29 protein-coding genes and 10 tRNA genes are annotated in these 25,306 nt (G+C 42.6%); 7 read left to right on the top strand and 32 right to left on the bottom strand.

Annotated features, from left to right (window positions below; all coding sequences use genetic code 11):
* Positions 1-2: 2 nt before the first annotated feature.
* The 3 genes from NFR56_RS04510 to NFR56_RS04500 are packed head-to-tail and all read left to right on the top strand — an operon-like array spanning position 3 to position 2,090.
* The gene (locus tag NFR56_RS04510; protein WP_049518143.1) at positions 3-1,415 is read left to right on the top strand and encodes a Y-family DNA polymerase; all 1,413 of its coding nucleotides are present in this window, start codon (positions 3-5) and stop codon (positions 1,413-1,415) included.
* Positions 1,412-1,783 carry a hypothetical protein gene (locus NFR56_RS04505; protein WP_118396870.1) on the top strand — a complete coding sequence of 124 codons (372 nt, stop codon included), beginning with the start codon at positions 1,412-1,414 and terminating at the stop codon, positions 1,781-1,783. Before NFR56_RS04510 ends, NFR56_RS04505 begins: the two co-directional genes overlap by 4 nt.
* A complete protein-coding gene (locus tag NFR56_RS04500; RefSeq protein ID WP_049503582.1) occupies positions 1,764-2,090 on the top strand; it encodes a DUF5960 family protein in 327 nt (108 codons plus the stop codon). Before NFR56_RS04505 ends, NFR56_RS04500 begins: the two co-directional genes overlap by 20 nt.
* A gap of 52 nt (positions 2,091-2,142) precedes the next feature.
* Here NFR56_RS04500 and NFR56_RS04495 read toward each other — a convergent pair whose 3' ends face one another.
* The 12 genes from NFR56_RS04495 to NFR56_RS04440 form a co-directional block, all read right to left on the bottom strand.
* A complete protein-coding gene (locus tag NFR56_RS04495; protein WP_003005873.1) occupies positions 2,143-2,859 on the bottom strand; it encodes a YebC/PmpR family DNA-binding transcriptional regulator in 717 nt (238 codons plus the stop codon).
* A gap of 174 nt (positions 2,860-3,033) precedes the next feature.
* Positions 3,034-3,288: a Txe/YoeB family addiction module toxin gene (locus tag NFR56_RS04490; protein ID WP_003014350.1), complete on the bottom strand. Its 255-nt coding sequence runs from the start codon at positions 3,286-3,288 to the stop codon at positions 3,034-3,036.
* A 3-nt stretch (positions 3,289-3,291) separates the two neighbouring features.
* Positions 3,292-3,546: a type II toxin-antitoxin system Phd/YefM family antitoxin gene (locus NFR56_RS04485; RefSeq protein WP_003014291.1), complete on the bottom strand. Its 255-nt coding sequence runs from the start codon at positions 3,544-3,546 to the stop codon at positions 3,292-3,294.
* Between the two features lie 231 nt (positions 3,547-3,777).
* Positions 3,778-4,872 (bottom strand): nucleotidyltransferase, encoded by a 1,095-nt coding sequence (locus tag NFR56_RS04480; RefSeq protein ID WP_134974439.1) that lies wholly within the window; start codon positions 4,870-4,872, stop codon positions 3,778-3,780.
* 6 nt (positions 4,873-4,878) lie between these two features.
* Positions 4,879-5,619: a class I SAM-dependent DNA methyltransferase gene (locus tag NFR56_RS04475; protein ID WP_277612651.1), complete on the bottom strand. Its 741-nt coding sequence runs from the start codon at positions 5,617-5,619 to the stop codon at positions 4,879-4,881.
* A gap of 322 nt (positions 5,620-5,941) precedes the next feature.
* Positions 5,942-6,295 (bottom strand): ribosome silencing factor, encoded by a 354-nt coding sequence (gene rsfS / locus NFR56_RS04470; RefSeq protein WP_134974437.1) that lies wholly within the window; start codon positions 6,293-6,295, stop codon positions 5,942-5,944.
* A gap of 14 nt (positions 6,296-6,309) precedes the next feature.
* On the bottom strand, positions 6,310-6,810 hold the full coding sequence (locus NFR56_RS04465; RefSeq protein WP_049474401.1) for a cysteine hydrolase family protein: 501 nt from the start codon (positions 6,808-6,810) through the stop codon (positions 6,310-6,312).
* Positions 6,811-7,407 (bottom strand): bis(5'-nucleosyl)-tetraphosphatase (symmetrical) YqeK, encoded by a 597-nt coding sequence (gene yqeK / locus NFR56_RS04460; RefSeq protein ID WP_049474400.1) that lies wholly within the window; start codon positions 7,405-7,407, stop codon positions 6,811-6,813.
* A complete protein-coding gene (locus tag NFR56_RS04455; protein ID WP_049474399.1) occupies positions 7,404-8,036 on the bottom strand; it encodes a nicotinate-nucleotide adenylyltransferase in 633 nt (210 codons plus the stop codon). The genes yqeK and NFR56_RS04455 overlap by 4 nt, the downstream gene beginning before the upstream one ends.
* A 21-nt stretch (positions 8,037-8,057) precedes the next feature.
* Positions 8,058-8,369, bottom strand: a complete 312-nt coding sequence (gene yhbY / locus NFR56_RS04450; protein WP_003005853.1) for a ribosome assembly RNA-binding protein YhbY — start codon at positions 8,367-8,369, stop codon at positions 8,058-8,060.
* Between the two features lie 218 nt (positions 8,370-8,587).
* Positions 8,588-9,694 carry a ribosome biogenesis GTPase YqeH gene (yqeH, locus tag NFR56_RS04445; protein ID WP_049506415.1) on the bottom strand — a complete coding sequence of 369 codons (1,107 nt, stop codon included), beginning with the start codon at positions 9,692-9,694 and terminating at the stop codon, positions 8,588-8,590.
* Positions 9,695-9,696: 2 nt separating this feature from the next.
* A complete protein-coding gene (locus NFR56_RS04440; protein ID WP_118095844.1) occupies positions 9,697-10,224 on the bottom strand; it encodes a YqeG family HAD IIIA-type phosphatase in 528 nt (175 codons plus the stop codon).
* A gap of 182 nt (positions 10,225-10,406) precedes the next feature.
* Between NFR56_RS04440 and NFR56_RS04435 the strand changes: the two genes are divergently transcribed.
* Positions 10,407-11,021, top strand: a complete 615-nt coding sequence (locus NFR56_RS04435; protein ID WP_003011758.1) for a TVP38/TMEM64 family protein — start codon at positions 10,407-10,409, stop codon at positions 11,019-11,021.
* Between the two features lie 218 nt (positions 11,022-11,239).
* Positions 11,240-11,632 carry a (deoxy)nucleoside triphosphate pyrophosphohydrolase gene (locus tag NFR56_RS04430; protein ID WP_049506416.1) on the top strand — a complete coding sequence of 131 codons (393 nt, stop codon included), beginning with the start codon at positions 11,240-11,242 and terminating at the stop codon, positions 11,630-11,632.
* Between the two features lie 12 nt (positions 11,633-11,644).
* On the opposite strand, the gene NFR56_RS04425 is transcribed toward NFR56_RS04430, so the two are convergent.
* The 10 genes from NFR56_RS04425 to rlmD all read right to left on the bottom strand — a co-directional run bounded on the left by NFR56_RS04425 (position 11,645) and on the right by rlmD (position 22,851).
* Positions 11,645-14,509 (bottom strand): DEAD/DEAH box helicase, encoded by a 2,865-nt coding sequence (locus tag NFR56_RS04425; RefSeq protein ID WP_049506417.1) that lies wholly within the window; start codon positions 14,507-14,509, stop codon positions 11,645-11,647.
* Positions 14,510-14,585: 76 nt separating this feature from the next.
* Positions 14,586-17,237: a valine--tRNA ligase gene (locus NFR56_RS04420; RefSeq protein ID WP_049506418.1), complete on the bottom strand. Its 2,652-nt coding sequence runs from the start codon at positions 17,235-17,237 to the stop codon at positions 14,586-14,588.
* A 29-nt stretch (positions 17,238-17,266) separates the two neighbouring features.
* On the bottom strand, positions 17,267-17,836 hold the full coding sequence (locus tag NFR56_RS04415) for a GNAT family N-acetyltransferase (protein ID WP_049498324.1): 570 nt from the start codon (positions 17,834-17,836) through the stop codon (positions 17,267-17,269).
* Positions 17,823-18,401, bottom strand: coding sequence for a flavin reductase family protein (locus NFR56_RS04410; protein ID WP_223141293.1), 579 nt, complete (start codon positions 18,399-18,401; stop codon positions 17,823-17,825). The genes NFR56_RS04415 and NFR56_RS04410 overlap by 14 nt, the downstream gene beginning before the upstream one ends.
* A 266-nt stretch (positions 18,402-18,667) precedes the next feature.
* Positions 18,668-19,015, bottom strand: coding sequence for a helix-hairpin-helix domain-containing protein (locus NFR56_RS04405; protein WP_049498321.1), 348 nt, complete (start codon positions 19,013-19,015; stop codon positions 18,668-18,670).
* 179 nt (positions 19,016-19,194) lie between these two features.
* Positions 19,195-19,449: a DUF1912 family protein gene (locus NFR56_RS04400; RefSeq protein WP_003005817.1), complete on the bottom strand. Its 255-nt coding sequence runs from the start codon at positions 19,447-19,449 to the stop codon at positions 19,195-19,197.
* 2 nt (positions 19,450-19,451) lie between these two features.
* Positions 19,452-20,798, bottom strand: a complete 1,347-nt coding sequence (locus NFR56_RS04395) for a DUF438 domain-containing protein (protein WP_251457905.1) — start codon at positions 20,796-20,798, stop codon at positions 19,452-19,454.
* The gene (locus tag NFR56_RS04390; RefSeq protein ID WP_003005810.1) at positions 20,798-21,031 is read right to left on the bottom strand and encodes a DUF1858 domain-containing protein; all 234 of its coding nucleotides are present in this window, start codon (positions 21,029-21,031) and stop codon (positions 20,798-20,800) included. Before NFR56_RS04390 ends, NFR56_RS04395 begins: the two co-directional genes overlap by 1 nt.
* 13 nt (positions 21,032-21,044) lie before the next feature.
* Positions 21,045-21,488 (bottom strand): cytidine deaminase family protein, encoded by a 444-nt coding sequence (locus tag NFR56_RS04385; protein ID WP_251457903.1) that lies wholly within the window; start codon positions 21,486-21,488, stop codon positions 21,045-21,047.
* A 10-nt stretch (positions 21,489-21,498) separates the two neighbouring features.
* Complete coding sequence (gene rlmD / locus NFR56_RS04380) at positions 21,499-22,851, bottom strand: 23S rRNA (uracil(1939)-C(5))-methyltransferase RlmD (RefSeq protein ID WP_251457901.1); 1,353 nt, start codon at positions 22,849-22,851, stop codon at positions 21,499-21,501.
* Between the two features lie 37 nt (positions 22,852-22,888).
* On the opposite strand from rlmD, the gene recX reads away from it, so the two are divergent.
* Both recX and ntdP read left to right on the top strand, forming a co-directional pair.
* A complete protein-coding gene (recX, locus tag NFR56_RS04375; protein WP_251457898.1) occupies positions 22,889-23,671 on the top strand; it encodes a recombination regulator RecX in 783 nt (260 codons plus the stop codon).
* Positions 23,672-23,766: 95 nt separating this feature from the next.
* On the top strand, positions 23,767-24,300 hold the full coding sequence (ntdP, locus tag NFR56_RS04370; protein ID WP_003005798.1) for a nucleoside tri-diphosphate phosphatase: 534 nt from the start codon (positions 23,767-23,769) through the stop codon (positions 24,298-24,300).
* 96 nt (positions 24,301-24,396) lie between these two features.
* On the opposite strand, the gene NFR56_RS04365 is transcribed toward ntdP, so the two are convergent.
* From NFR56_RS04365 to NFR56_RS04320, 10 genes are all read right to left on the bottom strand, one after another.
* Positions 24,397-24,470: transfer RNA gene (locus NFR56_RS04365), tRNA-Pro, on the bottom strand.
* 19 nt (positions 24,471-24,489) lie between these two features.
* Positions 24,490-24,563: transfer RNA gene (locus NFR56_RS04360), tRNA-Arg, on the bottom strand.
* A gap of 36 nt (positions 24,564-24,599) precedes the next feature.
* Positions 24,600-24,673: transfer RNA gene (locus NFR56_RS04355), tRNA-Arg, on the bottom strand.
* Positions 24,674-24,692: 19 nt separating this feature from the next.
* Positions 24,693-24,778 (bottom strand) — tRNA-Leu (locus tag NFR56_RS04350).
* Between the two features lie 7 nt (positions 24,779-24,785).
* Positions 24,786-24,857 (bottom strand) — tRNA-Gly (locus NFR56_RS04345).
* Between the two features lie 23 nt (positions 24,858-24,880).
* A tRNA-Thr gene (locus NFR56_RS04340) sits at positions 24,881-24,953 on the bottom strand.
* A 17-nt stretch (positions 24,954-24,970) separates the two neighbouring features.
* Positions 24,971-25,052 (bottom strand) — tRNA-Leu (locus NFR56_RS04335).
* Positions 25,053-25,058: 6 nt separating this feature from the next.
* Positions 25,059-25,131, bottom strand: a tRNA-Lys gene (locus NFR56_RS04330).
* 24 nt (positions 25,132-25,155) lie between these two features.
* Positions 25,156-25,228 (bottom strand) — tRNA-Asp (locus NFR56_RS04325).
* A gap of 2 nt (positions 25,229-25,230) precedes the next feature.
* Positions 25,231-25,303, bottom strand: a tRNA-Val gene (locus NFR56_RS04320).
* Positions 25,304-25,306 lie beyond the last annotated feature (3 nt).

The raw sequence follows: 25,306 nt of genomic DNA, 5'->3' as shown, positions 1-25,306 counted from the left end.
ATATGCTATTTGATTATTCACGTGAGCCTCATTCTGATATTGCTTTTGTGGATATGAAAAGTTTTTATGCCAGTTGTGAATGTGTCCGTCTAGGGCTCAACCCCTTGACGACTTCTCTTTGCGTCATGAGTCGGAGCGACAATTCTGCTGGCCTGATTTTAGCGAGCTCTCCCGTTTTCAAACAAGTCTTTGGCAAGAAAAATGTCAGCCGTAGCTACGACCTACCTTTTGACCTCAAAACCAGAAAATTTAATAGCTACGTCGCTAAAAAACAAGGATTGCCCACAGATCCAGCATTTATTGCATCCATTGAATCCTGGGCCAAGAGAACCCTGATTGTGCCTCCACGGATGAATGCCTACATTCAGGTCAATATGGAGATTCAAAAAGTCTTTCAGGAATTTGCGGCACCAGATGATATTTTCCCTTACTCGATTGACGAAGGCTTTATCGATCTGACCTCTTCCTTAAATTATTTTATTCCAGATCCCTCCCTCTCTCGAAAGGAAAAACTGGATCTCCTTTCTGCCAGAATCCAAAAAAGGATCTGGCAGGAAACTGGGATCTACTCTACCATCGGCCTCAGTAACGCCAATCCCCTTCTTGCCAAGCTAGCCTTGGACAATGAAGCCAAGCATTGCCGAAATATGCGCTCCAATTGGTCTTATGAAGATGTAGAAAGTAAGGTCTGGAAACTGCCCCAGCTTACTGATTTTTGGGGCATTGGACGTCGCACTGAAAAGCGATTGCAAAAGATCGGGATCACGTCTATTGCTGAACTGGCTCAGGCTCACCCAGATCTCTTAAAGAAAGAATTCGGGGTCATGGGCCTTCAACTGTGGTTCCATGCTCATGGCATTGATGAAAGCAATGTCCACAAGCCTTATCGTCCGAAGTCACGAGGCATTGGTAACTCTCAAATCTTGCCCTATGACTACCATCTACAAGCCGATATTGAACTGGTGTTTCGGGAGATGGCTGAACAGGTGGCTATTCGCTTGCGACGAAAAAAAAAGAAGACCCAGCTGGTCTCCATTCATGCCTCCTACTCCAAAATCGAGGGGCTTCCGTCCATTCACTGCCAGCAAAAGATTGAGCCTACCCAATCCACCAAGGTTTTATCCGATACGGTTCTGCGGCTCTTTCGCTCCAAGTACGAAGGAGGCGCCATTCGGCAGATTGGTGTTTTTTATGGAGAACTTGTCGAGGAGTCTCTTCAACTCTTTTCTCTCTTTGATGACCCAGTAGCCTTGGAAAAAGAGGAGAAACTCCAGCAGACCATTGACCGCATTCGGGACCAATTTGGCTTCACCTCTCTTCAGAAAGGCTCCTCACTACTAGAAAACTCACGCGCTATTGCACGCAGTAAACTAACAGGCGGACATTCCGCAGGAGGCTTAGATGGATTAACATGATTGACCGTTCTTATCTCCCTTATCAATCTGCCCGCGAATTTCAAGATCGTGGCATGGCCAAATGGGCTGGCTTCTTTTTATCCGAGCACACAACTGCCCTGCATACAAAAGAAATTGACCGTAGTCAGCTCACAATTCTTCCACTTGCTGAACAGATCCAGCTCCTGGAGCAGGCCTTTCAACAACAAACGACGATCTCGATCACAACTCTAGAGGGGAATCAATTTGCAACCTACACAGGTTCGATTCACACCTTATCTGCTTCTGAGGTTCTTCTCAAAAGCGATGGCCACTACCACCGTCTCCTCGTGGACTCTATCATTTTTATTGAATCTGAGGAAACACCCTATGAAACCTATTCAGACTAAACACGAATTACAATTTGATTATTTTTCCGAGAATTACCACCAATTTGAGATGGACTTTTACAAGTGGGCAGCTACTTCTACACCGCTCGTCTTTTTAGAAGATGATATTCTCCACTCCATGGCAGCAGGCCAGCGAAATTACTTTCGTCTTCACCACACCAAAAGTCGGGATCATCGAGACCATTATTTCTATTTTAAAGTTTCCACACTCTCCCAATCACCCCTGACCCGTATTTACGCTTATACAGGACATCACTTACAAAAGATAGTTCCTCATCAAACAGAGAAAAAGGATAGCTTGATCTAAGAAGCTATCCTTTTTCTTGATTTATGGGATTCACTACAGTCCGTACGAGTGATTAGAATCCATCTACGTTTGTGTAGATTTTTTGTACGTCCTCGTCGTCTTCGAGAACGCTGTAAAGTTTTTCAAATGTTTCCAAATCTTCACCTGACAACTCAACTTCTGATTGAGGAATCATTTCCAATTCTGTTACTTGGAATTCTTCGACACCTGATTCACGCAAAGCAACGATCGCTTTGTGAAGATCAGTTGGTGCTGTGTAGACGGTGATCGTTCCTTCTTCTGCTTCGACATCATCTACATCAACATCTGCTTCAAGCAAAAGCTCAAAGATGGCATCGGCATCATCACCAGCAAAGACGATAACACCCTTGTTGTCAAAGAGGTAAGATACAGAACCTGAAGCTCCCATGTTACCACCGTTTTTACCAAAGGCAGCACGGACATTGGCAGCTGTACGGTTGACGTTTGACGTCAAGGTATCAACGATCAACATCGAACCATTTGGCCCAAACCCTTCGTAACGTCCTTCTGTAAAGGTTTCGTCTGTATTTCCTTTTGCCTTATCGATCGCTTTATCAATAACGTGTTTTGGCACTTGCGCTTGTTTAGCACGGTCAATAACGAATCTCAAAGCAGTATTTAGTTCTGGATCTGGTTCACCCTTTTTAGCAGCTACATAGATCTCCACACCAAATTTGGCATACACTTTTGAGTTGGCACCATCTTTGGCAGTTTTCTTGGCAACAATATTGGCCCATTTACGTCCCATGAGGATTCTCCTTAAATTTTTTCAAATTATTTTCAATCTTTAACATTATATCACAAATCGTCGAAGTTAGACTAGATTTTTCTATTTTTAGAAAGGGGATTTTATAGGAATTTTCTTCGAGTTGGGAATTTTAAATAGCTATCCTAACTATCAAAAAGATCCTCTTTTAAAGACTTAATAATGATCTTTAAAAGAGAGGAAAGCGACACCTGACTCATCTAGCATATAAATCAGGCGATTCTCTGCATCAATCCGTCTTGACCATGCTCCTTGAAAGTCATATTTCAAGGGCTCAGGCTTACCAATCCCAGCAAATGGATCCCTTTGAATCTCCTTAATCAGGGTATTGATTCGCTTCAATGTTTTTTTGTCCTGACTTTGCCAGTAACAATAATCCTGCCAGGCATCTTCTGTAAACTTGAGTAACATCCGTTACCCCTCAATCTCATGGAGTTGAACCTGACCAGCTCGGACTTCTGCCATGCCCCGCAAGACCTTATCTGACAATTCCTTGTTCTGAGCTAGTCTCAGGGTTTCTTGTAGGCTGTCCCACTCGCTCTTAGAGATGACCACAATATCTTCGTCTGGATTCTTATTCACGACCGTCAAAGGCTCAAACTCATCATTCACCTTCTTCATATAATCCTTCAAATGATTGCGGAATGTTGAATAAACGACTGCTTCCATGACCATACCTCATTCTACCTCTTTTCTATTATTATACATGAAAAAGAAAAACTTGTCAGGAACTTGTACAAGTTTTCCCACTCTACCTAATTATTCGTAAAAAGTTTCTAAATTTGGTAAAAAAATCTACTGTCTAAAAGGAATTTTTAGACAGTAGATAAACACTATTTCCGTACATCATAAACTTCTTGCCTTACGTGAATGTGGACAGAGAAAATTTCCGTGAGACATTTATTCTTCCACTCTCACTGGCACCCGGCCCCAGATCTGCTCTGGCAATTGGGGATTGCCTAGCTGATACACCTGATCCGCTTGTTGGGTCAAACTGTCCCAAGGTTCCTTACCGATTCGAGTCACAATTTCTACTGATTTTTTCAAGCCTTTGAGGTGAGTTTGTCCCTTTGCGGAAAATCCTAAGACATGAATGGCATCGGGAAGAGCTTGGTCCATCGCCCCTACCAAGATGTAGGTCAAGATGCGGCGCACTCGTGCCTTGGTATAGCGCTTGGTTGCGACTTTCTCCACCAATTCTTCCACAGAGCTAGCGCTTCGAACTGCATCTTTTAGCCGATTGGCCAGTTCTTCATTAACTTGAAAAATCTGTGTCAGATCTGTATGGGTTAGGATTTGATAACGGAGCAGTTGGTCATAATTCTCCCAAGATACCTGCGGAGCCGACTGAAAGAGTTGGCTATTGGGCATGAATTTAGCGACAAAGTCCTGATCTTCCTTGTGTAGGCGTAGACTAGTCGCAGAAGCATAGGCCGCCTCTTTTTCCTCTGAATGGTAGCCTGCACCTTGCCGTTGGATAGCCTTGAGCGCAATCCCCTTCCCAGCACAGGCCTTGGCATAAGCCAAGCCCAGGATATGATTGGGAGTATCTCCTGTGAACTCCACTCCAGCAAAGGTTTCCCACATTTTTTGGGTCTTTTGTGGATAGGATAAATCTTCTGGAAGACTTCGCAGTAAAGCTTCCATTTCCGCCTCTTTCTCCGCATAAACTGTAGCAATCGCTTGGTAATCTAAGACTTCTTCTGTCCCAAAGGTCAATTGGTCGATTCCCAGACGGGACAAGATTTCTACCGCTCCCTTGGCAAAATGATCAGCCGACTGAACAGCCACGAGAAAGGGGAGCTCGACCACCAGATCCGCCCCACTTTCCAAAGCCATCTGCGCGCGAATCCACTTGTCTACAATGGCAGGCTCGCCACGTTGAACAAAATTCCCAGACATAGCGACGATTTTCACCCCTTCTGCCTGTTCCAGCAAGTACTTGTGACCATTGTGAAAGGGATTAAATTCTGCAATAATACCTGTAACTGTCATGCTGTCCTACTTCTGTGCTACAAAAAACCAACGTTTGCTGGTCTTTGTTGGCTCTTTGTCTTCAAAGTCTGCATACAATTTGAAAGATTTAAAGCCAGCCTGCTCCAATAAGATGTCATAGGTTAAAACTTCATAAGTGCGTTCCTCATGAACTTCATCGTGCCGACTAAAGCTGCCATCCTCTTCTTGGACAAAGAAGGTTAACTCATGGACGATCGAGTGAGGTGCCGCATCCTCATAGGTATCCCAGAGCATGGCAAAGTCTTCTGCATTTTCGTGGTAAGAGTAGCCTGGGAACACCTCATCCGTTTGATAGGTCGAATGGACATCAAAGATAAAGACTCCGTCCTCATTGAGGGCATTATACACTTCTTTAAAGACATCTCCTACTTCCACCTCGTCCTGCATATAGCAGATAGAATCCGAGTAGCAGGTCACGAAATCATAAGTGCCTGCTTGCGAGAGATCCAACATATTCCCCTCGATAAAATCAATCTTCTGCTTGGCTGAAGCAGCTCTTTTTTCAGCAATTTTCAGCATGTCCGCACTCAGGTCTAATCCTGTCACATCAAAACCAGCTTGGGAAAAGCGGACAGACTGGATCCCTGTCCCACAAGCCAATTCCAGTAATTTTTTCCGCTCCTTGCTTTTAGGAAGATGCCGGAGGGAAAAATCCGTCCACAAGTCATACAGACTATCATCCATGACCGCATCGTAGACCGCCGCAAACGTTTCATAAGTCGCCATATTCATGATACCAAGTCCGCCCGTAATCCGATAGAAAATTAGGAGCACGACGATGGAGCTAAGCTCCAAGGAGAGCTATCTATTTTCCGAGGATTACAGGACGGGTTCAAATCCTTTCTAAGATACAAAGAGCCTTAAAAGCATAGAGAAAATAGGGAACTTTCTGCCCTATCCTCAGATACAAAGGAAGTTACTCTTTTTCTCACAGCTTTTAGCTCGTGTTCAATTAAGAAAACAAACAAACACGAGGCCCCATCCTTTCTTTCCATAGAATTTCAATTTAACCAACAAAACTCAGTTGCTACCAACTGAGTTTACCTGCTTATGCTAGTGCTGCCGAAAGATCGACAGCACTTGCTTCGTGCCATAGCTTTTCTAGGTTATAGTGGGCACGCATTTCTTCTGAGAAGACATGGACCACCACACTACCTAAGTCAAGAAGAACCCAACCTCCAGCTGAATCACCTTCGACGTGGCTGGCATTGCCACCAGCTTCGATGACCTTCTCGCGAATATTTTCAGCAATAGCCTCCAATTGGCGGCTGTTCATAGAGCTTGTGATGACAAAGTAGTCTGTCACGCTGGTCAAGCTTTGAACATCCAAAGCGACAATGTCTTCCGCGCGCTTTTCATCTGCTGCTTTGACAACTAATTCAAGTAGTTCTTTTTCTTTCATGTAATCCTCTTTCCTTAAAAAATTGATTTGTAATCTAAGACATCCGCAAAACGTTCTGCCCAAATATTTTCATAAAATTCATTAAGCGTTTCTGCCGGAATATCCTCTCCATCAAAGGTTGTGACAGCTCCTTCTGGAATAACCAGCTTGTAGCCGTATTCAAACCCCACTTTGACGGATGTATCGACACAATATTCTGTCTGCATACCACACAGGACCAGTTGTTGAATTCCTTGTTGATCCAAGTATTCTTTTAATCCTGTCTCTTTAAATATGCTATTGTATCGCTTCTGAAACACCTTCTCATCTGCCTGCCTCTTCAACAAGGGCGATAATTGCCAATCTTCCGAAGTTAAAGCCTCTGGCGTTTCAATATGCTGCATGTAGATAATTTCAATCTGCTGTTTTCTAGCCTGATCTTGCAAATAAGCGATCTTCTCTATGATCTTTTCTGTCTCAAAACCTGTTTCCACTAAGATATTTTGTACATCAATAATGATAAAAGCTGTCTTCACTCACTGCTCCTCTTTCAAATACTTCACAAAGGCGTTATAGGTTTCAAGGGTTTGGGGATAAATGGGCAATCCTTGGTGGGCCAGGTGTTCGACTGTGCGAGCCGTCTCATAGGCCACAGCACGATCCAAAGAAACTTGAGCGATATCACGTGCTTGATCCACTCCTGGGAAGGTCCGGTTGTGCTCAATGTAATCAGCCACATAGACAATCTTGTCTAAGGTCGACATCTGTCCACTCCCCACGGTGTGAATCTCAATACTGCGAAGAATGGCTGAATCTGTCAGTCCGAGGTCTTCTTGGATCTTGTAAATCCCGACCATCCCATGCCAGACATTGTTGCCCCAGTTTTTTAATGCTGGATCCAGCTCATAGCGATCAATCAAGTCCAGAAATTCCTGATCTGATAGTTTCTTGGCGTAGTCATGTAACAAACCTGCTAGGCCAGCCTGCTCTTCGTCAGCCCCATAGCGTTTGGCCAAGTCACGCGCAGCCTTCTCAACCCCTAAACAGTGAGTAAGCCGCTTTTCTGGCAGGATTTGGCGCATTTTTTCAAGCAAGACCTCACGAGAAAAGCCTAGATAGTTTTCATAGGTCATTGATACAATCCTTCTTTCTTGATGTAGTCCAAGACTGGTTTTGGCAACATAAAATTCGGCGTCCGGCCTTTGGCCACAAAATCACGCACCATACTAGAGGAGATGTCCATTAGAGGAACATCCACCCAGATCACCGGATAAGAAGTCCCTGCCTTATAGCGTGGTCGCTGGACCCCGACAAATTGCACAATCTCCACCAATTCATCGATGCGGTGCCATTTTGGTAAATAATCTACCATATCTGCACCAATAATGAAGTAATAATCTGTGTCTGGATCCCGTTCATTGAGCAAGAGCATGGTGTCGTAGGTATAGGAAACCCCTTTCCGCTCGAGTTCAATCGTCTCGATCTCCAGACCTTCAATGCCTTCAATGGCTAATTCCAGCATCTTAAGGCGATGGTGCTCTGCAATCGTCCCCTTGGCATCGACATGCGGTGGCTCATACTCAGGCATCAAGAGCACCTTATCTAACCCTAATTGTTGGCGCACTTGATCCGCAACGACCAAATGGGCATTGTGGACCGGATTGAAATTTCCACCCAAAATACCAACTTGTTTGCGTTTCTTGTCTTTGATCTCTGGCTCTAACTCTACCTTGGTAAAGGGAGTCAATAGTTCAATTGCCATAGGTTTGCTCTCCTCGATGTCTTAAATTTCTTTTACCTTCGCTGAAATTTTACGATTTTCTTTTTTGCTCGATTGTTTGAACAAGATGAGAATCCGACCAATCTTTTGGACCGTTTCCACACCGATTTCTTCTTCCAAGATTTCTGCTACTTCATGGATATTCTCATCCGTATTTTGAAGAAGAGTTACCTTGATCAGTTCGCGCGCATCTAGCGCTTGGCGCACACTAGTTTTGATTTGGTCATTGAGCCCATTTTTCCCAATTTGGATAATGGGTTTGAGGCTGTGGGCTTGGCTATTGAGGAAAGCCCGTTGTTTAGATGTTAATGTCATGTTTTTTCATTGTTTCTTTTTTGATACTTTTCTGATGTGGTGGCGGTCGTCAGCGACCTCCTAGCGGAGTTCCATGACTTAAATTTGAGCCTAAAGTCTCAAATTTTCCGCGCCTAAGTAGTAAAATATCTACTTAGGCTTTCACCACAGCGAAAAGTATCCTTTCTAGGCTCGTTGCACTCGCCCAGTCTATAAAGAAACTATTTCCTTTCAAATTTTTAAATAATAGCTTTGCGGGTAACGACGGCGACGCCTTCTGGTGCCCAGACGGCTACTTTGGCTTCGCCATTGACGCGGATCCATCCGAGTCCTGAGATGACCAGGTCTGTCTTGTCCTTGATGGTAAACTCATGGGAAATCAAAGGCGGGAATTCTTCTTTTTCCTTGCTATTAGGAGGAGTTAGTAAGCCACCGACATGCTTGTTATAAAAGGCAGTCGCTCCTTCGAGCTTGGTTCTGTGAAGCTTGAGTTCGTTGTCAAAGAAGGCAGTGAAACCTTGCTTTTCTCCCTTGATAAAGTCAAAACGTCCCAAGCCACCTAAGAAAAGGGTTTGCTCTGGATTAAGCTGATAAGTCTTGGGTTTGATTTCCTTTTTAGGGCTGACATACTTAAGATTTTTTGCTGTCAAGTAATGAGCCATCTGGTGGCGATGGATAATCCCTGGTGTATCATAGATGTAGGATCCATCGTCCAATGGGATTTCGATCTTGTCCAGTGTCGTCCCTGGGAAGCGAGAGGTCGTGATGATATCCTTATCCCCAGTGATTTCTTGGATAATCGCATTGATGAGGGTCGATTTCCCTACGTTGGTCACACCCACCACATAGACATCACGGCCCTTGCGGTACTGCTCAATCTTTTCCATCAAGTCCTTGATCGCGCTCTTGTTTTGAGCAGAGGTGAGGACCACATCGACAGGACGCATGCCTTCTTCATGGGCACGCTCCATCAACCAATGAGTTACCTTGCTGTCCTTGACAGACTTGGGCAAGATATCTTTTTTGTTTCCGACCAAGAGGACATCATTTCCTGCTACAAAGCGTGGTAGGCCAGGGATAACGGAGCCATTAAAGTCAAAAATATCCACTACATTGACTACGAGAGCATCACTATCTCCTACTTCGTGAAGGAGTTTTAGGAAATCATCATCTGTCAGATGCACATCAGTGATTTCATTGTAGTGACGGAGACGGAAACAGCGTTGGCAATAGACTTCACCTGTTTCCAAGCCCTTTTCAAGAGCTGATTGAGGAGTATAGCCTAGCCCCTCTTTGTTTTCTGTCTGAATGGGGGCTCCACAGCCAATACAGAATAATTCTTCCATTCTTAAATTCCTTTTTTGTATACAATCGGACCATATTTTTCGGCCATTTGCTTCATAACACGGCGTTCACGCGCCCGGTTGATCTGCGTCTTGATCGAGTCATGCTCGACCAAAGGCTTGACCAAAATCGAACGAATGCCTGCACGATGGGCAGCTCGGATATCCGTCATCAGTTGATCCCCGACCATGACCACTTCATTTTTCTCATAGTGGAAACGTTTGAGGGCACGATCAATCCCAAAGGTAAAGGGCTTAAGCGACCAGGCTTCATAGTCAATATCAAATTTCTCAACAGCGCGCTTGACCCGTTTGGGACTATTATTAGACACCACGATAACCCGAATCCCTCCATCACGAAGGTCATGCAACCACTGGCGCATCTCAGGAGTTCCATCCGGATTATTCCAAGCAATCAAGGTATTATCCAAATCCACAAGGACCGCCTTAATACCTTGTTTTTTTAAGTCTGTAACGGTGAGATCATAGGCTGCTTCCACCGCAAAATCTGGTTTGTAATTTTCGATTGACACGTTTTTCTCCATTTTTTATACTCCTTTCATTGTAGCATAAAAAGGCCCATTTTGCACCCGCTTCACGACTAAAACAGCGACAGGCTCCAATCAGGTCGCTTTCACTACTCAAAAAATAGACAAAATCCTTACAAAGTTCCAAAAACATGGTATAGTAGAAGAAAAAGAACTCGGAATTTTTTATGAAACAAACAAGCTTAAAAGAGGTCTCTCCTCTTCTCCAGCGCATCATTAATTGGTCGTCTATCATTGGTGCTCTTGGGACCTTGGCCTTTTGTATCTGGGCCTACTTTTCTGGTATCCTTCAATCCAAAGAAACCTTGTCAGCTTTTATTTTGCAAGCCGGAATCTTTGGACCACCTCTCTTTATCTTTCTTCAGATCCTTCAAACAGTGGTCCCTATTATTCCTGGCGCCCTGACATCTGTCGCTGGTGTCTTTATCTATGGCCACATCATTGGGACCATCTACAATTACATCGGCATCGTGATTGGCTGTGCCATTATTTTCCACCTAGCCAGAATGTACGGGCCTAAGTTCGTCCAATCTATGGTCAGTCAGAAGACCTACGACAAGTACATTGGCTGGCTCAATGAAGGCAAGCGGTTCGATCGCTTCTTTATCTTCATGATGATCTGGCCGGTTAGTCCCGCTGACTTCATCTGTATGCTGGCAGGTCTGACCAATATGACCTTCAAACGCTACATGACCATCATCATCCTCTGCAAACCCATCACCCTCGTCATCTACACCTACGGCCTGACCTATATCATCGATTATTTCTGGAAAATGGTCTAAAGCATAACACCACCCCTAAGACTAGGAGGTGGTGTTTTTGTAGTCCTATGAATAGTTTATTACTCTCTATTTCACAACCCAACCAATCGCATCTGCAGGAGGATTGTCCACATCAATCCAGATGAAGTCAATGCCAATTTCACCGTTTTTGAATTTAGGTTTATTCATCAATTGATTCTTTCAACCTATTTCTGTTACAATGAGAGAGGAGGAAAATCATGTCAAAAAAAATTATTCACGTTGTTGCAGCTGCCATTGAAAAAGATGGAAAAATATTTTGTGCTCAGAGACCCGAAGGAAAAAGTTTGGGAGGCTTTTGGGAATTCCCAGGTGGAAAATTAGAGGCAGGGGAATCTCCTGAACAAGCGCTCATTCGTGAAATACAGGAAGAACTAAATTCAGAAATTGAAATTATCTCCTTTGTGAATGAAGCCTCCTATGATTATGATTTCGGAACTGTCGTTATGAAAACCTATCACGCCAAGCTACTTTCAGGAAAACTAGAGTTGTTAGAACACCAAAATTCGACTTGGTTAGCACCGCATGAATTAAAATCACTTAACTGGGCACCTGTCGATCGTCCAACTGTAGAATTATTAACAAAAAAATAAGAGGTATACCTCTTATTTTTTTGTTAAATAATCATAAAGTGTTGTAGGAAATTCATTGATCAGTTCAAAATTCATGGTCACTACAGGCGTTTTGCCATCTGGCATTATAGTTTCAAGAGCACTATCCTCAATATAACAGACTGGTCCAAGATAATAGAAATCACTTCCTTCACCATCCTCTTTTTTTATAAACAGGTGAAGGCTCAATCCAGTATCATTAGACTGCATAATCTCGGCTACTTCTTTTGACTTGAAACTCCTGTTGCTCCTAGAATACCAGTGAAAGACTTTATTTGATAAAAAACCATCTTGATACTGAGTTGTTTCAGTAATATCATCCTCTTTGTGATAAGTGACAAAAATCGGACAAGTTCCATGTTTAACCTTATAACCATAAACAGTCGAGCTCTCATCCTTATCCCAGTTGAGTAGTCTCACAGCGTCTTTACGAGAATACTTTTCCCCGATTGTCAACGGATTCTGTGGATACTTTTCAGAACGATAAAGACCCGTCTGAATGATATCTAATATAAAATCTTTATACTCCTTTGTCAGAAATTGAGCAAAATATGGTGAAAGTTGATAAATATTATTCTTGATAGCCAAAGCTGATACACCATACTTTTCCTGATCTCTTTTAACAAAAAAGCTATAGGTCAAGAAATTCTCAATAGACTTCAACAACTCATTAGAAGCTCCTAAATTCTCTTCTTTTAGGAATTTTTCAAAATCCGAACGCGAAATCTTTTCTTTTTCCAGAAAGAATTTTAAAAGATAAAGATCTGCTTTCCTCTTTCCATTTGATAACTCTTTACAAAGAAAAGTTAGAAATCCATTTAGCTCAGAAATTTTAACAAATGAATCATCCTTGTCAAAAGAATCGATAACTTCTCCATAATGATTAAAGCTATCAAAAAAGATGTATGGATCCAAAGTATCTAATTTCCAAAAATCACTTAATTTTGGAATACAACCTAGCCGGTTCTTCGTCTCCATATAAGCTTCTTTCAACAAAACTTTATTAGATAAATTAGTATTAGTGATGGACTTAAAGATTTGTTCCTTAGCTACTTCTTCAAAATTGATGGTCGTCAATCCTTTTAGAATGTTTGGTTCTCGAAGCTCTCGACGATAATTATCTTTATTCATCGATTTATCACCAAACAAAGCAATAGGAATTAAATAGTTATTCTTATAGTTTCCAATAAAGTCGATAATGGTAACATATTCTTTACTCTCATGCTTCCGTAGTCCTCGACCTAACTGTTGTACGAAAACAATGCTAGATTGAGTATTCCGCAACATCACAACCTGATTGACCGATGGAATATCAATCCCTTCGTTAAAGATATCTACTGTTAAAATGTAGTCAAGCTCTCCCTTTTCTAGTTGGGCAACGACTTCATTCCGGGTCTCCATGTTATCTTCACCTGTTAAGGCTCGACAATGTTTCCCCTTTTGATTCAGTTTGGATGCTAAGTCATGGGCTTCTTGCTTAGAAGAACAGAACATCAAGCCCTTCACTTTCTCTCCACTAACTCCATAAAAATCAATCTTCTTAATAATATGCTTCACGCGCTCTTCGGAAGTTAAGTTCGCAATCGTAGTTTTCTCATTGATTAACTGTCCTTCGATTTCGATATCCTTTACCCCAAAATAAATGAATGGGCAAAGCATATCATTGTCAAGGGCATTTTGTAGACGAATCTCATAAGCAATATTGTAGTCAAACAATTCATAAATATTCTGACCATCTGTCCGCTCTGGAGTAGCCGTCATCCCCAAAAAGAATTCTGGTTGAAAATACGCCATCACTTTTTTATAAGAATTTGCACCAGCTTTATGAACCTCGTCAATCAGAATATAGTCAAAATAATCTCTTGAAAATAGGCCTAAATGCTGTTCACGTGAAAGGGTTTGGATAGTAGCAAACACATATTTTTTGCCCGTCAAATCAGCCCCAGAGTGATAAATAAGACCTTCTTCATCAGAAAACTGCAAGACCTTTTGAAAATCCGTTAATGACTTCTGAAGAATCTGCTCTCGATGAACAATAAAAAGCATTCTTTCTGGCTTAAACTGTTGGACATCAAAAGCTGATAGAAAGGTTTTTCCTGTCCCAGTGGCACTGATGACCAAAGCCTTCTTTTTCCCAGAATCACGAATTGCTTGTAATCCTTTTAAAGCATCCTTTTGCATTTCATTAGGACTAATTGTTTCACTCTGATACTGAGCCGTCTTCTCTTCGCGAATCTGATCCACTCGAATGACATTCTGACGTTTTCGCGCATAAGAAGCAATCTTGTCATATGTCAAAAGATCCGACTTCTCCCAAATCTTGTCAAATTCAGCTTTAGTAGCTCGAATAAGCTCGCCATTATGAGTAGATGTCAATTTAATATTCCACTCATAATTTATTTTGAGAGCATTATGGGTCAGATTCGAACTTCCCGAAATCAATACCTGCCTTCCCTCATGCTCAAAGAGATAAAACTTGGCATGCATCTGCAAACTCTCGGGAGTCAAACGGACTTCTACATTCTCTAACTTGAGTAATTCTTGCATTGCAATTGGATCATTGAAATCGAGATAAGGAGATATAAGAATTTTACCTTTTATTCCTTTATCCATCAGATCAGACAATTGCGACTTAATTAAGGCAATTCCAGACTGTGTAATAAAGGCCACTGATATGTAGAAAGCCTTGCACTTACTCAACTCCTCTTGCAAATCCGTCAAAACATACCGCTTCATTTCATGATCATTGATCAAAATCTGCGGTGAATATCCTCCCTCTTGATACTGTACATTATCCACAAAACCATATTTTAATGATTTAATAAGAGTGTCTTGAAATAAAGTTACGCCTTCTGGCATAGATCGTCTCTTTTCTACCGTTATTTAATAGTTTCATTATACCAAAAAAACACGGCATACCGCCGTGTTTCTGTGTTTATTTCACGAGTTTCTTCATCTCATCAATACGTGCGACGGTCGCATCGTACTTCGCTTGGTAGTCGGCTTGTTTGTCGCGTTCTTTTTGGACGACTTCTGGTTTGGCATTGGCTACGAAGCGTTCGTTAGAGAGTTTCTTACCAACCATATCCAGTTCTTTTTGCCATTTGGCCAATTCTTTTTCAAGACGGGCCAATTCTTCTTCAACATTGAGAAGGTCAGCCAGTGGCAAGTAGATTTCTGCACCTGTGATGATGCTTGACATAACCAAGTCAGGTACTTCGACATCTGCTGCAATTTCCAAGTGTTCTGGATTTGTGAAACGTTTGATATAGTTGACATTGCTATTAAAGAAGGCTTCCAAGTCGCTGTCGCTTGTCTTGATCAAAATAGTGATTGGTTTGCTTGGCGCTACGTTCACTTCTGCACGTGAGTTACGAACAGAGCGAATCACATCTTTAAGAGCTTCAACGCCGGCTGCTGCTTCTTCGTTTTCAAACTCTGGACGAACCACTGGGTATTCCGCAGTCACGATCGTTCCTTCAGAGATTTGACCATAGATTTCTTCGGTTACGAATGGCATGATTGGGTGAAGGAGTCGCAAAATTTGATCCAAGGTGTAAAGAAGAACAGATCGAGTGATAACTTTTTCTTCCTCATTGTCGCTATAAAGCACTTCCTTAGTCAACTCAACATACCAGTCTGCAAACTCATCCCAGATGAAGTTGTAGAGGATGTGACCAGCCACACCGAATTCAAACTTATCAAAGTTTTCAGTGACTTTTCCAATCGTTTCGTTAAGGTTATGGAGAATCCAGCGGTCTGTCACGTTACCTGCTTGACCAGCAGCCACTTTAGCCACATTTTCACGCGCCACATCCAGGGTCAAACCTTCATTGTTCATGAGGATGTAACGAGAGATGTTCCAAATCTTGTTAATGAAGTTCCAAGACGCATCCATTTTCTCGTAAGAGAAACGCACGTCTTGACCTGGTGCAGAACCGTTTGAAAGGAACCAACGAAGGGCATCGGCACCGTATTTCTCGATAACATCCATTGGGTCAATCCCGTTACCGAGTGACTTAGACATCTTACGTCCTTGCTCGTCACGGATAAGGCCATGTATAAGAACATTCTTAAATGGTTGGCGTCCTGTGAATTCCAATGATTGGAAGATCATACGAGATACCCAGAAGAAGATGATATCGTAACCTGTTACCAAGGTTGACGTTGGGAAGTAACGTTTGAAGTCTTCTGAGTCGACATCCGGCCAGCCCATAGTTGAGAATGGCCAAAGGGCTGAACTAAACCACGTATCCAAGACATCTTCGTCTTGTTTCCATCCGTCACCTTCTGGCGCTTCTTCGCCAACGTACATTTCACCTTCAGCATTGTACCAAGCAGGGATTTGGTGACCCCACCAGAGCTGACGTGAGATTACCCAATCATGGACATTTTCCATCCATTGAAGGAAGGTATCGTTGAAACGAGGTGGGTAGAATTCTACCTTGTCGTCTGTGTCTTGGTTAGCAATGGCATTTTTCGCCAATTGATCCATCTTCACGAACCACTGTGTAGACAAGCGTGGCTCAACCATAACTCCAGTACGCTCTGAGTGACCAACTGAGTGGGTCATCTTCTCAATCTTAACAAGGGCACCAATTTCTTCTAACTTCTTGATAACGGCCTTACGAGCTTCAAAGCGGTCCATGCCGTTGAATTCGCCAGCCAATTCATTCATGGTACCATCATCGTTCATGACGTTCACTTGCGGAAGATTATGACGTTGACCAACCAAGAAGTCATTAGGGTCATGGGCAGGAGTGATCTTCACCACACCAGTACCAAATTCAGGGTCTGCGTGTTCGTCCCCTACGATTGGGATTGGCTTGTTCAAGATTGGCAAGATAACATTTTGACCAATCAAGTCTTTATAACGGTCGTCATTTGGGTTAACCGCTACAGCAGTATCCCCAAACATAGTCTCAGGACGTGTTGTTGCTACTTCAAGGGCACGTGAACCGTCTTCCAACATGTAGTTCATGTGGTAGAAGGCACCTTCGACATCCTTGTGAATTACCTCGATATCAGAAAGGGCTGTACGGGCTTTCGGATCCCAGTTGATGATAAATTCACCACGGTAGATCCAGCCCTTCTTGTAAAGTTCTACAAAGACCTTACGAACCGCTTTTGACAACCCTTCATCAAGGGTAAAACGCTCACGAGAATAGTCTACAGAGAGCCCCATCTTGCCCCATTGTTCCTTGATAGTCGTCGCATACTCGTCTTTCCATTCCCAGACCTTCTCGAGGAATTTCTCACGACCCAGGTCATAACGAGAAATGCCGTCCTCAGCCAAACGCGCTTCTACTTTAGCTTGAGTGGCAATCCCAGCATGGTCCATCCCTGGAAGCCAAAGCGTATCAAAGCCTTGCATCCGTTTTTGACGGATGATGATATCTTGAAGAGTTGTATCCCAAGCGTGACCAAGGTGAAGTTTACCAGTTACGTTTGGTGGTGGAATAACGATTGAATAAGGCTTCGCCTTTTTATCACCAGAAGGCTTGAAAACATCCTCATCAAGCCATTTTTGGTAACGACCAGCCTCAACCTCAGCTGGATTGTATTTAGGTGAAAGTTCTTTAGACATGTGTGTGTCCTTTCTAGTTATTTCTATTTTTAATGTTGATCTTGAGTTTCCCACTCACTCTTCAGCAAGCCGTATATCAGACTGTCACAGCGATTGCCTTGGGCATCTTTACGGTCTCGGATACGAGCTTCAAGGGTGAAACCAAGCTTCTCAGCGACACGTTGACTTTGGGCATTGTAGCCAAAGCAGGTTAGTTCAATCTTGTGAAGTCCCAATTCTTTAAAACCTAGGTCAATCAAGGCACGCGCTGCTTCGGGCACATAGCCTCGGCCCCAATAGTCTGGGTGCAAGGTATAGCCAATCTCCAGTACATCGTCTTCGTAGCGACGGGGGAAATCGACTGAGCCTATGATTTTATCGGTCCCTTTGACCACAATTCCATAGCCTGCTGGGAGATTATCCTTTTGATTACGTTCGGGAAGGATATGTTCTAGGTAATAAATCTCATCTTCCAAGGTCTTGGCAGGTGGAAACCCTGCTGGGTAAGAGACTTCTGGACGACTAGCATAGTCAAAGATATCCTCTACATCCGCCACTGTTCGGACTCGCAAGACCAGACGCTCGGTTTCTATTCTTTCTGGCAGTTCAGCTCTTGTCATCTTTCTTCCTCGCTTTCTTGATAAAGCTTCCCATGGGATCGACTCGGTCGTCCAGATAACGATAAACACGCTGGTGACCGTCCCCCATAAAGTAGGTCGGTGCAAAACGGTCATTTATAAAATGCCCCTTATCATCTAAGAGCTCTGGATCAGCCAGTCGCTCGAGAATCTTGGCAAAAATATGACAGATACCATCTTCCTCGATAATCCGATCCACCTGGCAATCCAAAACGACTGGACAAGCCTCTAAAAACGGGGCCTGAGTCCGTTCAGAAATCTCGTAGTCTAGCCCCAGGTGTTTCAATTTCTCCCGATGGCTGATAAAGCCAGCCTGCTCCATCTCCAGCATAAAGTTTTCATCAGGGATGTTCACGCTGAACTGTTGGTAATGCTTAATCTGGTCAGCCGCATTTTCCTCAGCACCAACCCCGATGACCAGCCAATCGCCCAGGCTATAAGAGGAACTGCAGGTCGTGATATTATGTCCAAAGTTCTGGTCCTGATACCCCAGGATGAAGATAGGAAAGCCATAGTAGAGTTTACTGGTGTTAAAAGATTGTTTCATGACAAGCTCCTTCAGCTAGGGGGATAAAATAAAAATCGTCCCTGTCATTAATCTGACAGGGACGAATGTATTAATCCGCGGTACCACCCAATTTCGGGCAATGCCCGCAACTTTGTTTATTTCATTTTCATCTATTAGCAACCAGTTTTGACACATTTGTGGACTTCTCAGCACCGCCACTTTCTGTAAAATGTGGGATTCAAAACACCTCTAATAGGTTCATTTTAGCAAGTTTTCCTGGAAATAGCAAGAAATCACAAAAGCGATTATTTAAATTTAACGCCGAGTTCTTTCAATTTCTTGATTGTAGCTGGGCCGATTCCTTTAAGGGCCAACAACTCTTTTTCTGTCCAGTTTGCGAAGTCCGCAACAGAGCGAATACCTTCATCATAGAATGTTTGCGCACGATCAAGTGCCACACCTTCCAAACTTGCAGCAAATTCTTCCACTGAAGAAGCCGCATGTTTCACTTCTTTCGCCACTGCTTTTGTAGCTTTCTCAACCTTTTTAGGTGCTTCTTTCACAGCTGCAGTTACAGTTGCGACAGCTTTTTTCAAAAGATGTCTATTTTGATGTTTGTATTGTTTCGCACGGTTTACGTTCTTCTTTGCCATTTTTCCTCCTAAATTCAGTGATCAATTCCTAAGGCAACAAGGTTTCATCACCATAATTCCATTCAAAAATCCGTTGATGTCATTTCAACTTTTTTATTGTATCACAATCCCCTAAAAAATCAAGTCATTGCACAATTTTCAGGTGAATCTAGCTAGTAAAACGCCTTCAATAAGGCCATTTAATATTTTCTTTCACCAAAGAGGCCATCTGGTAAATCATGAAATCCTTTTCCAGCATGGAAATTTTCAAACTTCCTTTGCAAGAACTGATAAGCGTCCAAACGGCTTTCATAGCGAATCATAGCGATTTTAGCTCGTTCATCCTGGTCTTCATCAAAAACTTTTTTACTTTCTTCAAGAGCCATTTCATTGATCATGACTTGGGTCTTGATCCACTCCTCAAACTCCTTCATAAACTCTGTTTCGTAACTCATCTTTACTCCATTCCTCTATAAAAATCCGTATCGATCTCTCGATAAGGTTGAATGTCCTGAACATATTCCAAGACACCTTGGAAGTCTCCCGCTTCATCACGCACAGCTGCATAGGTGACATGGACAAATTTCCCACGCGATTCTGATTTGAACCACATTTCATACTTGTCTTTTTTCCCTTCACGAAGCCCCTGCATGATGGCTTTGACCTTCTCCAAATATTTCGGTGGGTGACACAGCTCAACATTGCGTCCTACCTGCGATGGCGTCCTCTTAAAAATCATTTCCTCAAAAGGCGCAGCATCATTGTAATATTGGAAAATATCATCCTTATTGACAAAGGTGATCTCCATTGGTAACTGGTTCAAGATTAAATTCGCTTGCTCCACCGATAAAAATCCATGACCAAAAGCTTGTGGCTGCTTGCGATCGAAGCTCTCTTCTTTTTTCTTAGGCGTGAAGGTAATGGTCAATTGTCCCTCAGGAGTCTCAATGACCTGACGGTGCTCTTCTCCATTTGAAGAAGGAAGCGGTTCAGTTGAACCTTCTGACTCTTTCGACGCGTCCTCCTTGAAGTCCACGCGTTTCGGCACCCATTTCTCACTTGGGAGAATAATGGCATAACCATAAGCATCACTTTCTTCTGCAATGGAGAGCCAGTCATCCTGGGTGAAGGACTCCAGCAAAATCATCAAGAGGATCGACTCCTCCTTGAAGATCATGCCCTCAAACTCTTGCGCAAAGGCTTCAAAGCGTTCCTTGACTTCAGAAATACTAGAATCCGGTAATTTTTTGGCCGCATCCAAAGCTTTCGCAAAGAGTTCTCGAATTTGGTCATCCACTCCCCACATCACTTTTGGTGGGGAATCATGCCCATATTTTTCCATAATCGGAAACATCAACTCTTCTTTACGACGGTAATGCCGGTCAAATTGACCCACTAAACCCAGCTGACGTAACAAGCCCTTATGAATCTCCTGAATCATCTCAGGATCATCGGTTGTCTCATAATTGTCTAGCAAGCGGCGTACCCGCATCATAGCCGCACGAAGGGCTAAGTTCTCCTGTTTAAAGATTTGAACAGGATGGCCTGGATGGTCGGTATCTGCTACTTCGACCCCTTGAACCGCATTCTTAAAGAGATTGGCATGGACATCACAAAGCTCCATCACATCTTCAAAAGTCACCCCTGCATCTGAGTTCATCAGTTCATGCTCCATAAGAGAGATCTCAATCGCAGAAACCCCTGCAAAGGTCGCATCAAAGCGCTCCTGAACCGACTCAGGGGAAGCTCCATGATGAAGCTCTAATAAGATATCTCTTAAGACGTGAATTCGTTCATCACTCATTAGTCTAGCCCCACTACTTCATAACCATTTGCCTCTAGTGTTCGCACAATCTTCTCCATAGGAGTACCTTCTAATTTTGATCCTTGTTTTAAGGAAACCTTGCGCCCAACTGTATTGCGCATGATCGGATTGGCTAAGGGTTTAAAGCCCAACTCCACTAACAAATCCAATACCTCCGGATGTTGATCAATAACTTGAGCAACTGGAATCGATACATCAATAACATTGTCCATTTATTTATTTCCTCTACTCATTCCCATTATTTTCTCTTTGACGAGCCCGTTCTTCTCCCCACCAAAGAGGCATCAATTCACCTAAAGTAATGGTCTTGCGGCTCTCATAATCCACCATAAATTCTAGATGACGATTCTCTGCATCTAGCTCAAGGAGAAATTCACGACAGGCTCCACAAGGCATCCCTGAGCCTTCTCCATAAGGAGGCTTGTCTCGAAAAGCAATAATGCGCTTGACCTTGGTCTGGCCTGATTGTTGATACATGTTGAAGAGTGCTGCTCGTTCGGCACATAAATGAAAGACGCCACAGGTTCCTTCCATACAAAAGCCCGTAAAAATCTGACCATCTGCAGCCTCAACAGCAGCAACCACATGTCGAGCATAGACAAAATCTGAAACCTCTTGAGGCGCATAGAGAGCTTTCGCCTCATGATAAAGTTTTTCCCAAATATCCATTCTTCTACTTTCACTTCTTCACTAATTTCACAACTGCTTCCGTCCTTGCGGTATGGGGAAACATATCTACTGATTGAATGTATTCAACCTGATAAACCTTTGTCAAAGCCACTAGATCCCGTGCCAAAGTAGATACATTACAAGAGACATAGACCATCTTTTCAGGTGCATACTGCAACAAGGTCTCGATTAATTTTGTCCCCAAGCCCGTACGAGGTGGATCCACGATTACAGCATTGGCCCGATAGCCTTCTTGGTACCATCGAGGAATGATCTCTTCTGCTGTACCAGCCTCATAGTGGGTATTCTCAAATCCCATCCGTTTAGCATTGTATTTGGCATCCTCAATCGCTTCAGGAATAATATCCATCCCTCGGACACTTTTCACTCTATTAGCAAAAGCAAAGCCAATCGTTCCAACCCCACAGTAGGCATCAATCAGATGATCCTCTGGAGAAACATCTAGAGCCTTGACAGCCTCACTATACAATACTTCAGTTTGTTCCGGATTCAACTGGTAAAAGGCTCGAGGAGAAAGGGAGAATTCGTAATCCAAAACACCTTCCAAAATGGCCTCTTCTCCCCAAATAATCTGCGTTTGTTCCCCATAGATCTCACTGGAACGAGACGTATTTTTATTAACGGCAACTGTGACAATCTCAGGGTGTTTCGTGACCAAGTCTTGCACCAAATTATTTATGTTAATCTGACGACTAGTGACCACAATGATCTGAACTTGACCAGACTTCCGCGCCCGTCGAACCATCATGGTTCTGACACCCAGTTCTTTACGCTCATCAGCAATCGGAATCTGATAATAGGTCAATAAATCCGCTAGATCATTGGCAATAGCTTGAATAACCGGATCTTGAACCAAACAATCTTTTAATTCAACTAAATAATGTGAATTTTGAGCATAGAGTCCTGCCTTCACCTGGCCCTTGAATTTCCTTGTTTGAAATTGCAATTTTGCCCGATAGTAAAGAGGTTCCTGCATTCCGATTGTCGGCCGAATATCATACTGTTCAAATCCTTCAGGTGAGAACTTTTTCAAGGCCTGTTGCAATAAATCTGTCTTAAACTCCAGCTGCTTGTCATACTTCAAATGCATGATTTGACAACCACCACAGGTCTCATAGATATCACACATGGGCGTCACACGAAACTTAGACGCCTTATTCACAGATAGGAGTTTGGCTTCCGCAAAATTTTTCTTGACACTTGTAATTTGGCAGAAGATATCTTCTCCCTTCAAAGCGCCTGGCACAAAGACAAGTGTTTTTTTATAAAAGCCAATCCCTTCCCCGTTAATTCCCATTCGTTTAATTTTCAAAGGAATTTTTTGTTTTACTTTAACGTTCATATCCCTATCTTAACACATTTTTCGGTATAATAAAAACATGAAAATTACAAAACTAGAAAAGAAAAAAAGACTCTACCTCCTGGAATTAGACAATGATCAAAAACTTTATATTACAGAAGACACCATCGTCAAATATTTCCTTTCCAAAGATAAAGAAATCAGTGAAGAAGAATTAAAAGAAATCCAAGAGTTTGCTCAATACTCCTATGGTAAAAACCTGGCCCTTTACCATCTTTCTTTTAAAGCTCGGACAACAAAAGAAGTCCGAGACTACCTAACAAAATATGAAATTGATAGTAGCATTATTGATAAAGTGGTCCAACACCTAAAAGAAGACAAGTGGTTAGATGATCGTCAATATGCAAGAAACCTGATAGAAGCCAACCTTCTCAGTGGCGATAAAGGACCTGCCTTATTACAACAAAAAATTCAACAAAAAGGGATCCCAAAATCTATCCTTCAAGAAATTCTTGCAGACTATGATTTTTCAGAAGTGATCGACCGTACCGCAATAAAACTCCTAAAAAAATACCAAGGAAAATATCCGTTAAAAGCCATTGAAACGAAAATCATCCAAGCACTCATTTCAAAAGGTTTTGCTTACAATCAAGCAAAGATAGCATTCCAAAATCTCGAGCTCGAAACAGATGAAGAAACAACCAATGAGCTCATTCTAAAAGAGTTAGAAAAACAATACCGTAAATACAGTAAAAAATATGAAGGCTATGACCTCAAACAACGCTTGACTCAGGCACTAGCCAGAAAAGGCTACGACTACAGTGATATAACGTCAGCCATTAGAGAATACTTAGATTCATAAACCAAATTGAAAATTAAATAGAAAAATAAGAAAAAATTTGAAAAAATATGATACAATATAGAGGATATACTTAGATTGTAGAAAGTTGGTAAGTTATGAAACTACCTAAAGAAGGCGACTTTATTACAATTCAAAGTTATAAACATGATGGCAGTTTACACCGTACATGGCGTGACACCATGGTATTAAAGATAACTGAAAATGCAATTATTGGAGTAAATGACCATACACTTGTGACTGAAAGTGATGGTAGACGTTGGATCACACGTGAACCAGCGATCGTTTATTTCCATAAAAAATATTGGTTTAACATCATCGCCATGATCCGTGACAATGGTGTGTCTTACTACTGTAACCTAGCAAGTCCTTTTCACATTGACCAAGAAGCCTTAAAATATATCGATTATGATCTCGACGTCAAGGTCTTTACCAATGGTGAAAAAAAATTGTTAGATGTTGAAGAATACGAGCAGCATAAAGAAAAAATGCACTATTCAGATGACATCGACTTTATTTTAAAGGAAAATGTTAAGGTTTTAGTAGATTGGATAAACCAAAACAAAGGTCCTTTTTCTGAGGAATATATCAAAATTTGGTATAACCGTTATGTTGAACTGCGAAATAAATAAAGTTGAAAAGAGCGAAAGCTCTTTTTTCTTGAAAATTAATAAAAAATAACTACAAAAAAAGTCTAATGTCAACCATTAGACTTTTTCGATACACTATCGGGAAGACAGGATTCGAACCTGCGACACCTTGGTCCCAAACCAAGTACTCTACCAAGCTGAGCTACTTCCCGATCTAAAGCTACCGCTTTATGCACCCTAGAGGAGTCGAACCTCTAACCGCCTGATTCGTAGTCAGGTACTCTATCCAGTTGAGCTAAGGGTGCTCGTTCCTATTCAATTATTACATAGCCTTGCGACCATGCACCCTAGAGGAGTCGAACCTCTAACCGCCTGATTCGTAGTCAGGTACTCTATCCAGTTGAGCTAAGGGTGCTTCTTTCAACCTTTGTCTATGCCGAGGACCGGAATCGAACCGGTACGATCGTTACCAATCGCAGGATTTTAAGTCCTGTGCGTCTGCCAGTTCCGCCACCCCGGCCTCCTCAAGCGAACGACGGGATTCGAACCCGCGACCCCCACCTTGGCAAGGTGGTGTTCTACCACTGAACTACGTTCGCATTGCTTTCTTTATATAAAAAAATGCCGGCTACATGACTTGAACACGCGACCCTCTGATTACAAATCAGATGCTCTACCAACTGAGCTAAGCCGGCTCATTATTATTCTCTTATGCGGGTTAAGGGACTTGAACCCCCACGCCGTAAAGCGCCAGATCCTAAATCTGGTGCGTCTGCCAATTCCGCCAAACCCGCAAAATATGACCCGTACTGGGCTCGAACCAGTGACCCATTGATTAAAAGTCAATTGCTCTACCAACTGAGCTAACGAGTCTTAAAATAATTTTCATTATTTTAACGGTCCCGACGGGAATCGAACCCGCGATCTTCGCCGTGACAGGGCGACGTGATAACCGCTACACTACGGGACCTATGGGAGTTAACGGGATCGAACCGCTGACCCTCTGCTTGTAAGGCAGATGCTCTCCCAGCTGAGCTAAACTCCCAAA

This window comes from Streptococcus caecimuris (assembly GCF_943193075.1).
Lineage (GTDB): Bacteria > Bacillota > Bacilli > Lactobacillales > Streptococcaceae > Streptococcus > Streptococcus caecimuris.
Note: the sequence above shows the minus strand (reverse complement) of the source record. Positions and strands in the feature narration are given on the sequence as shown.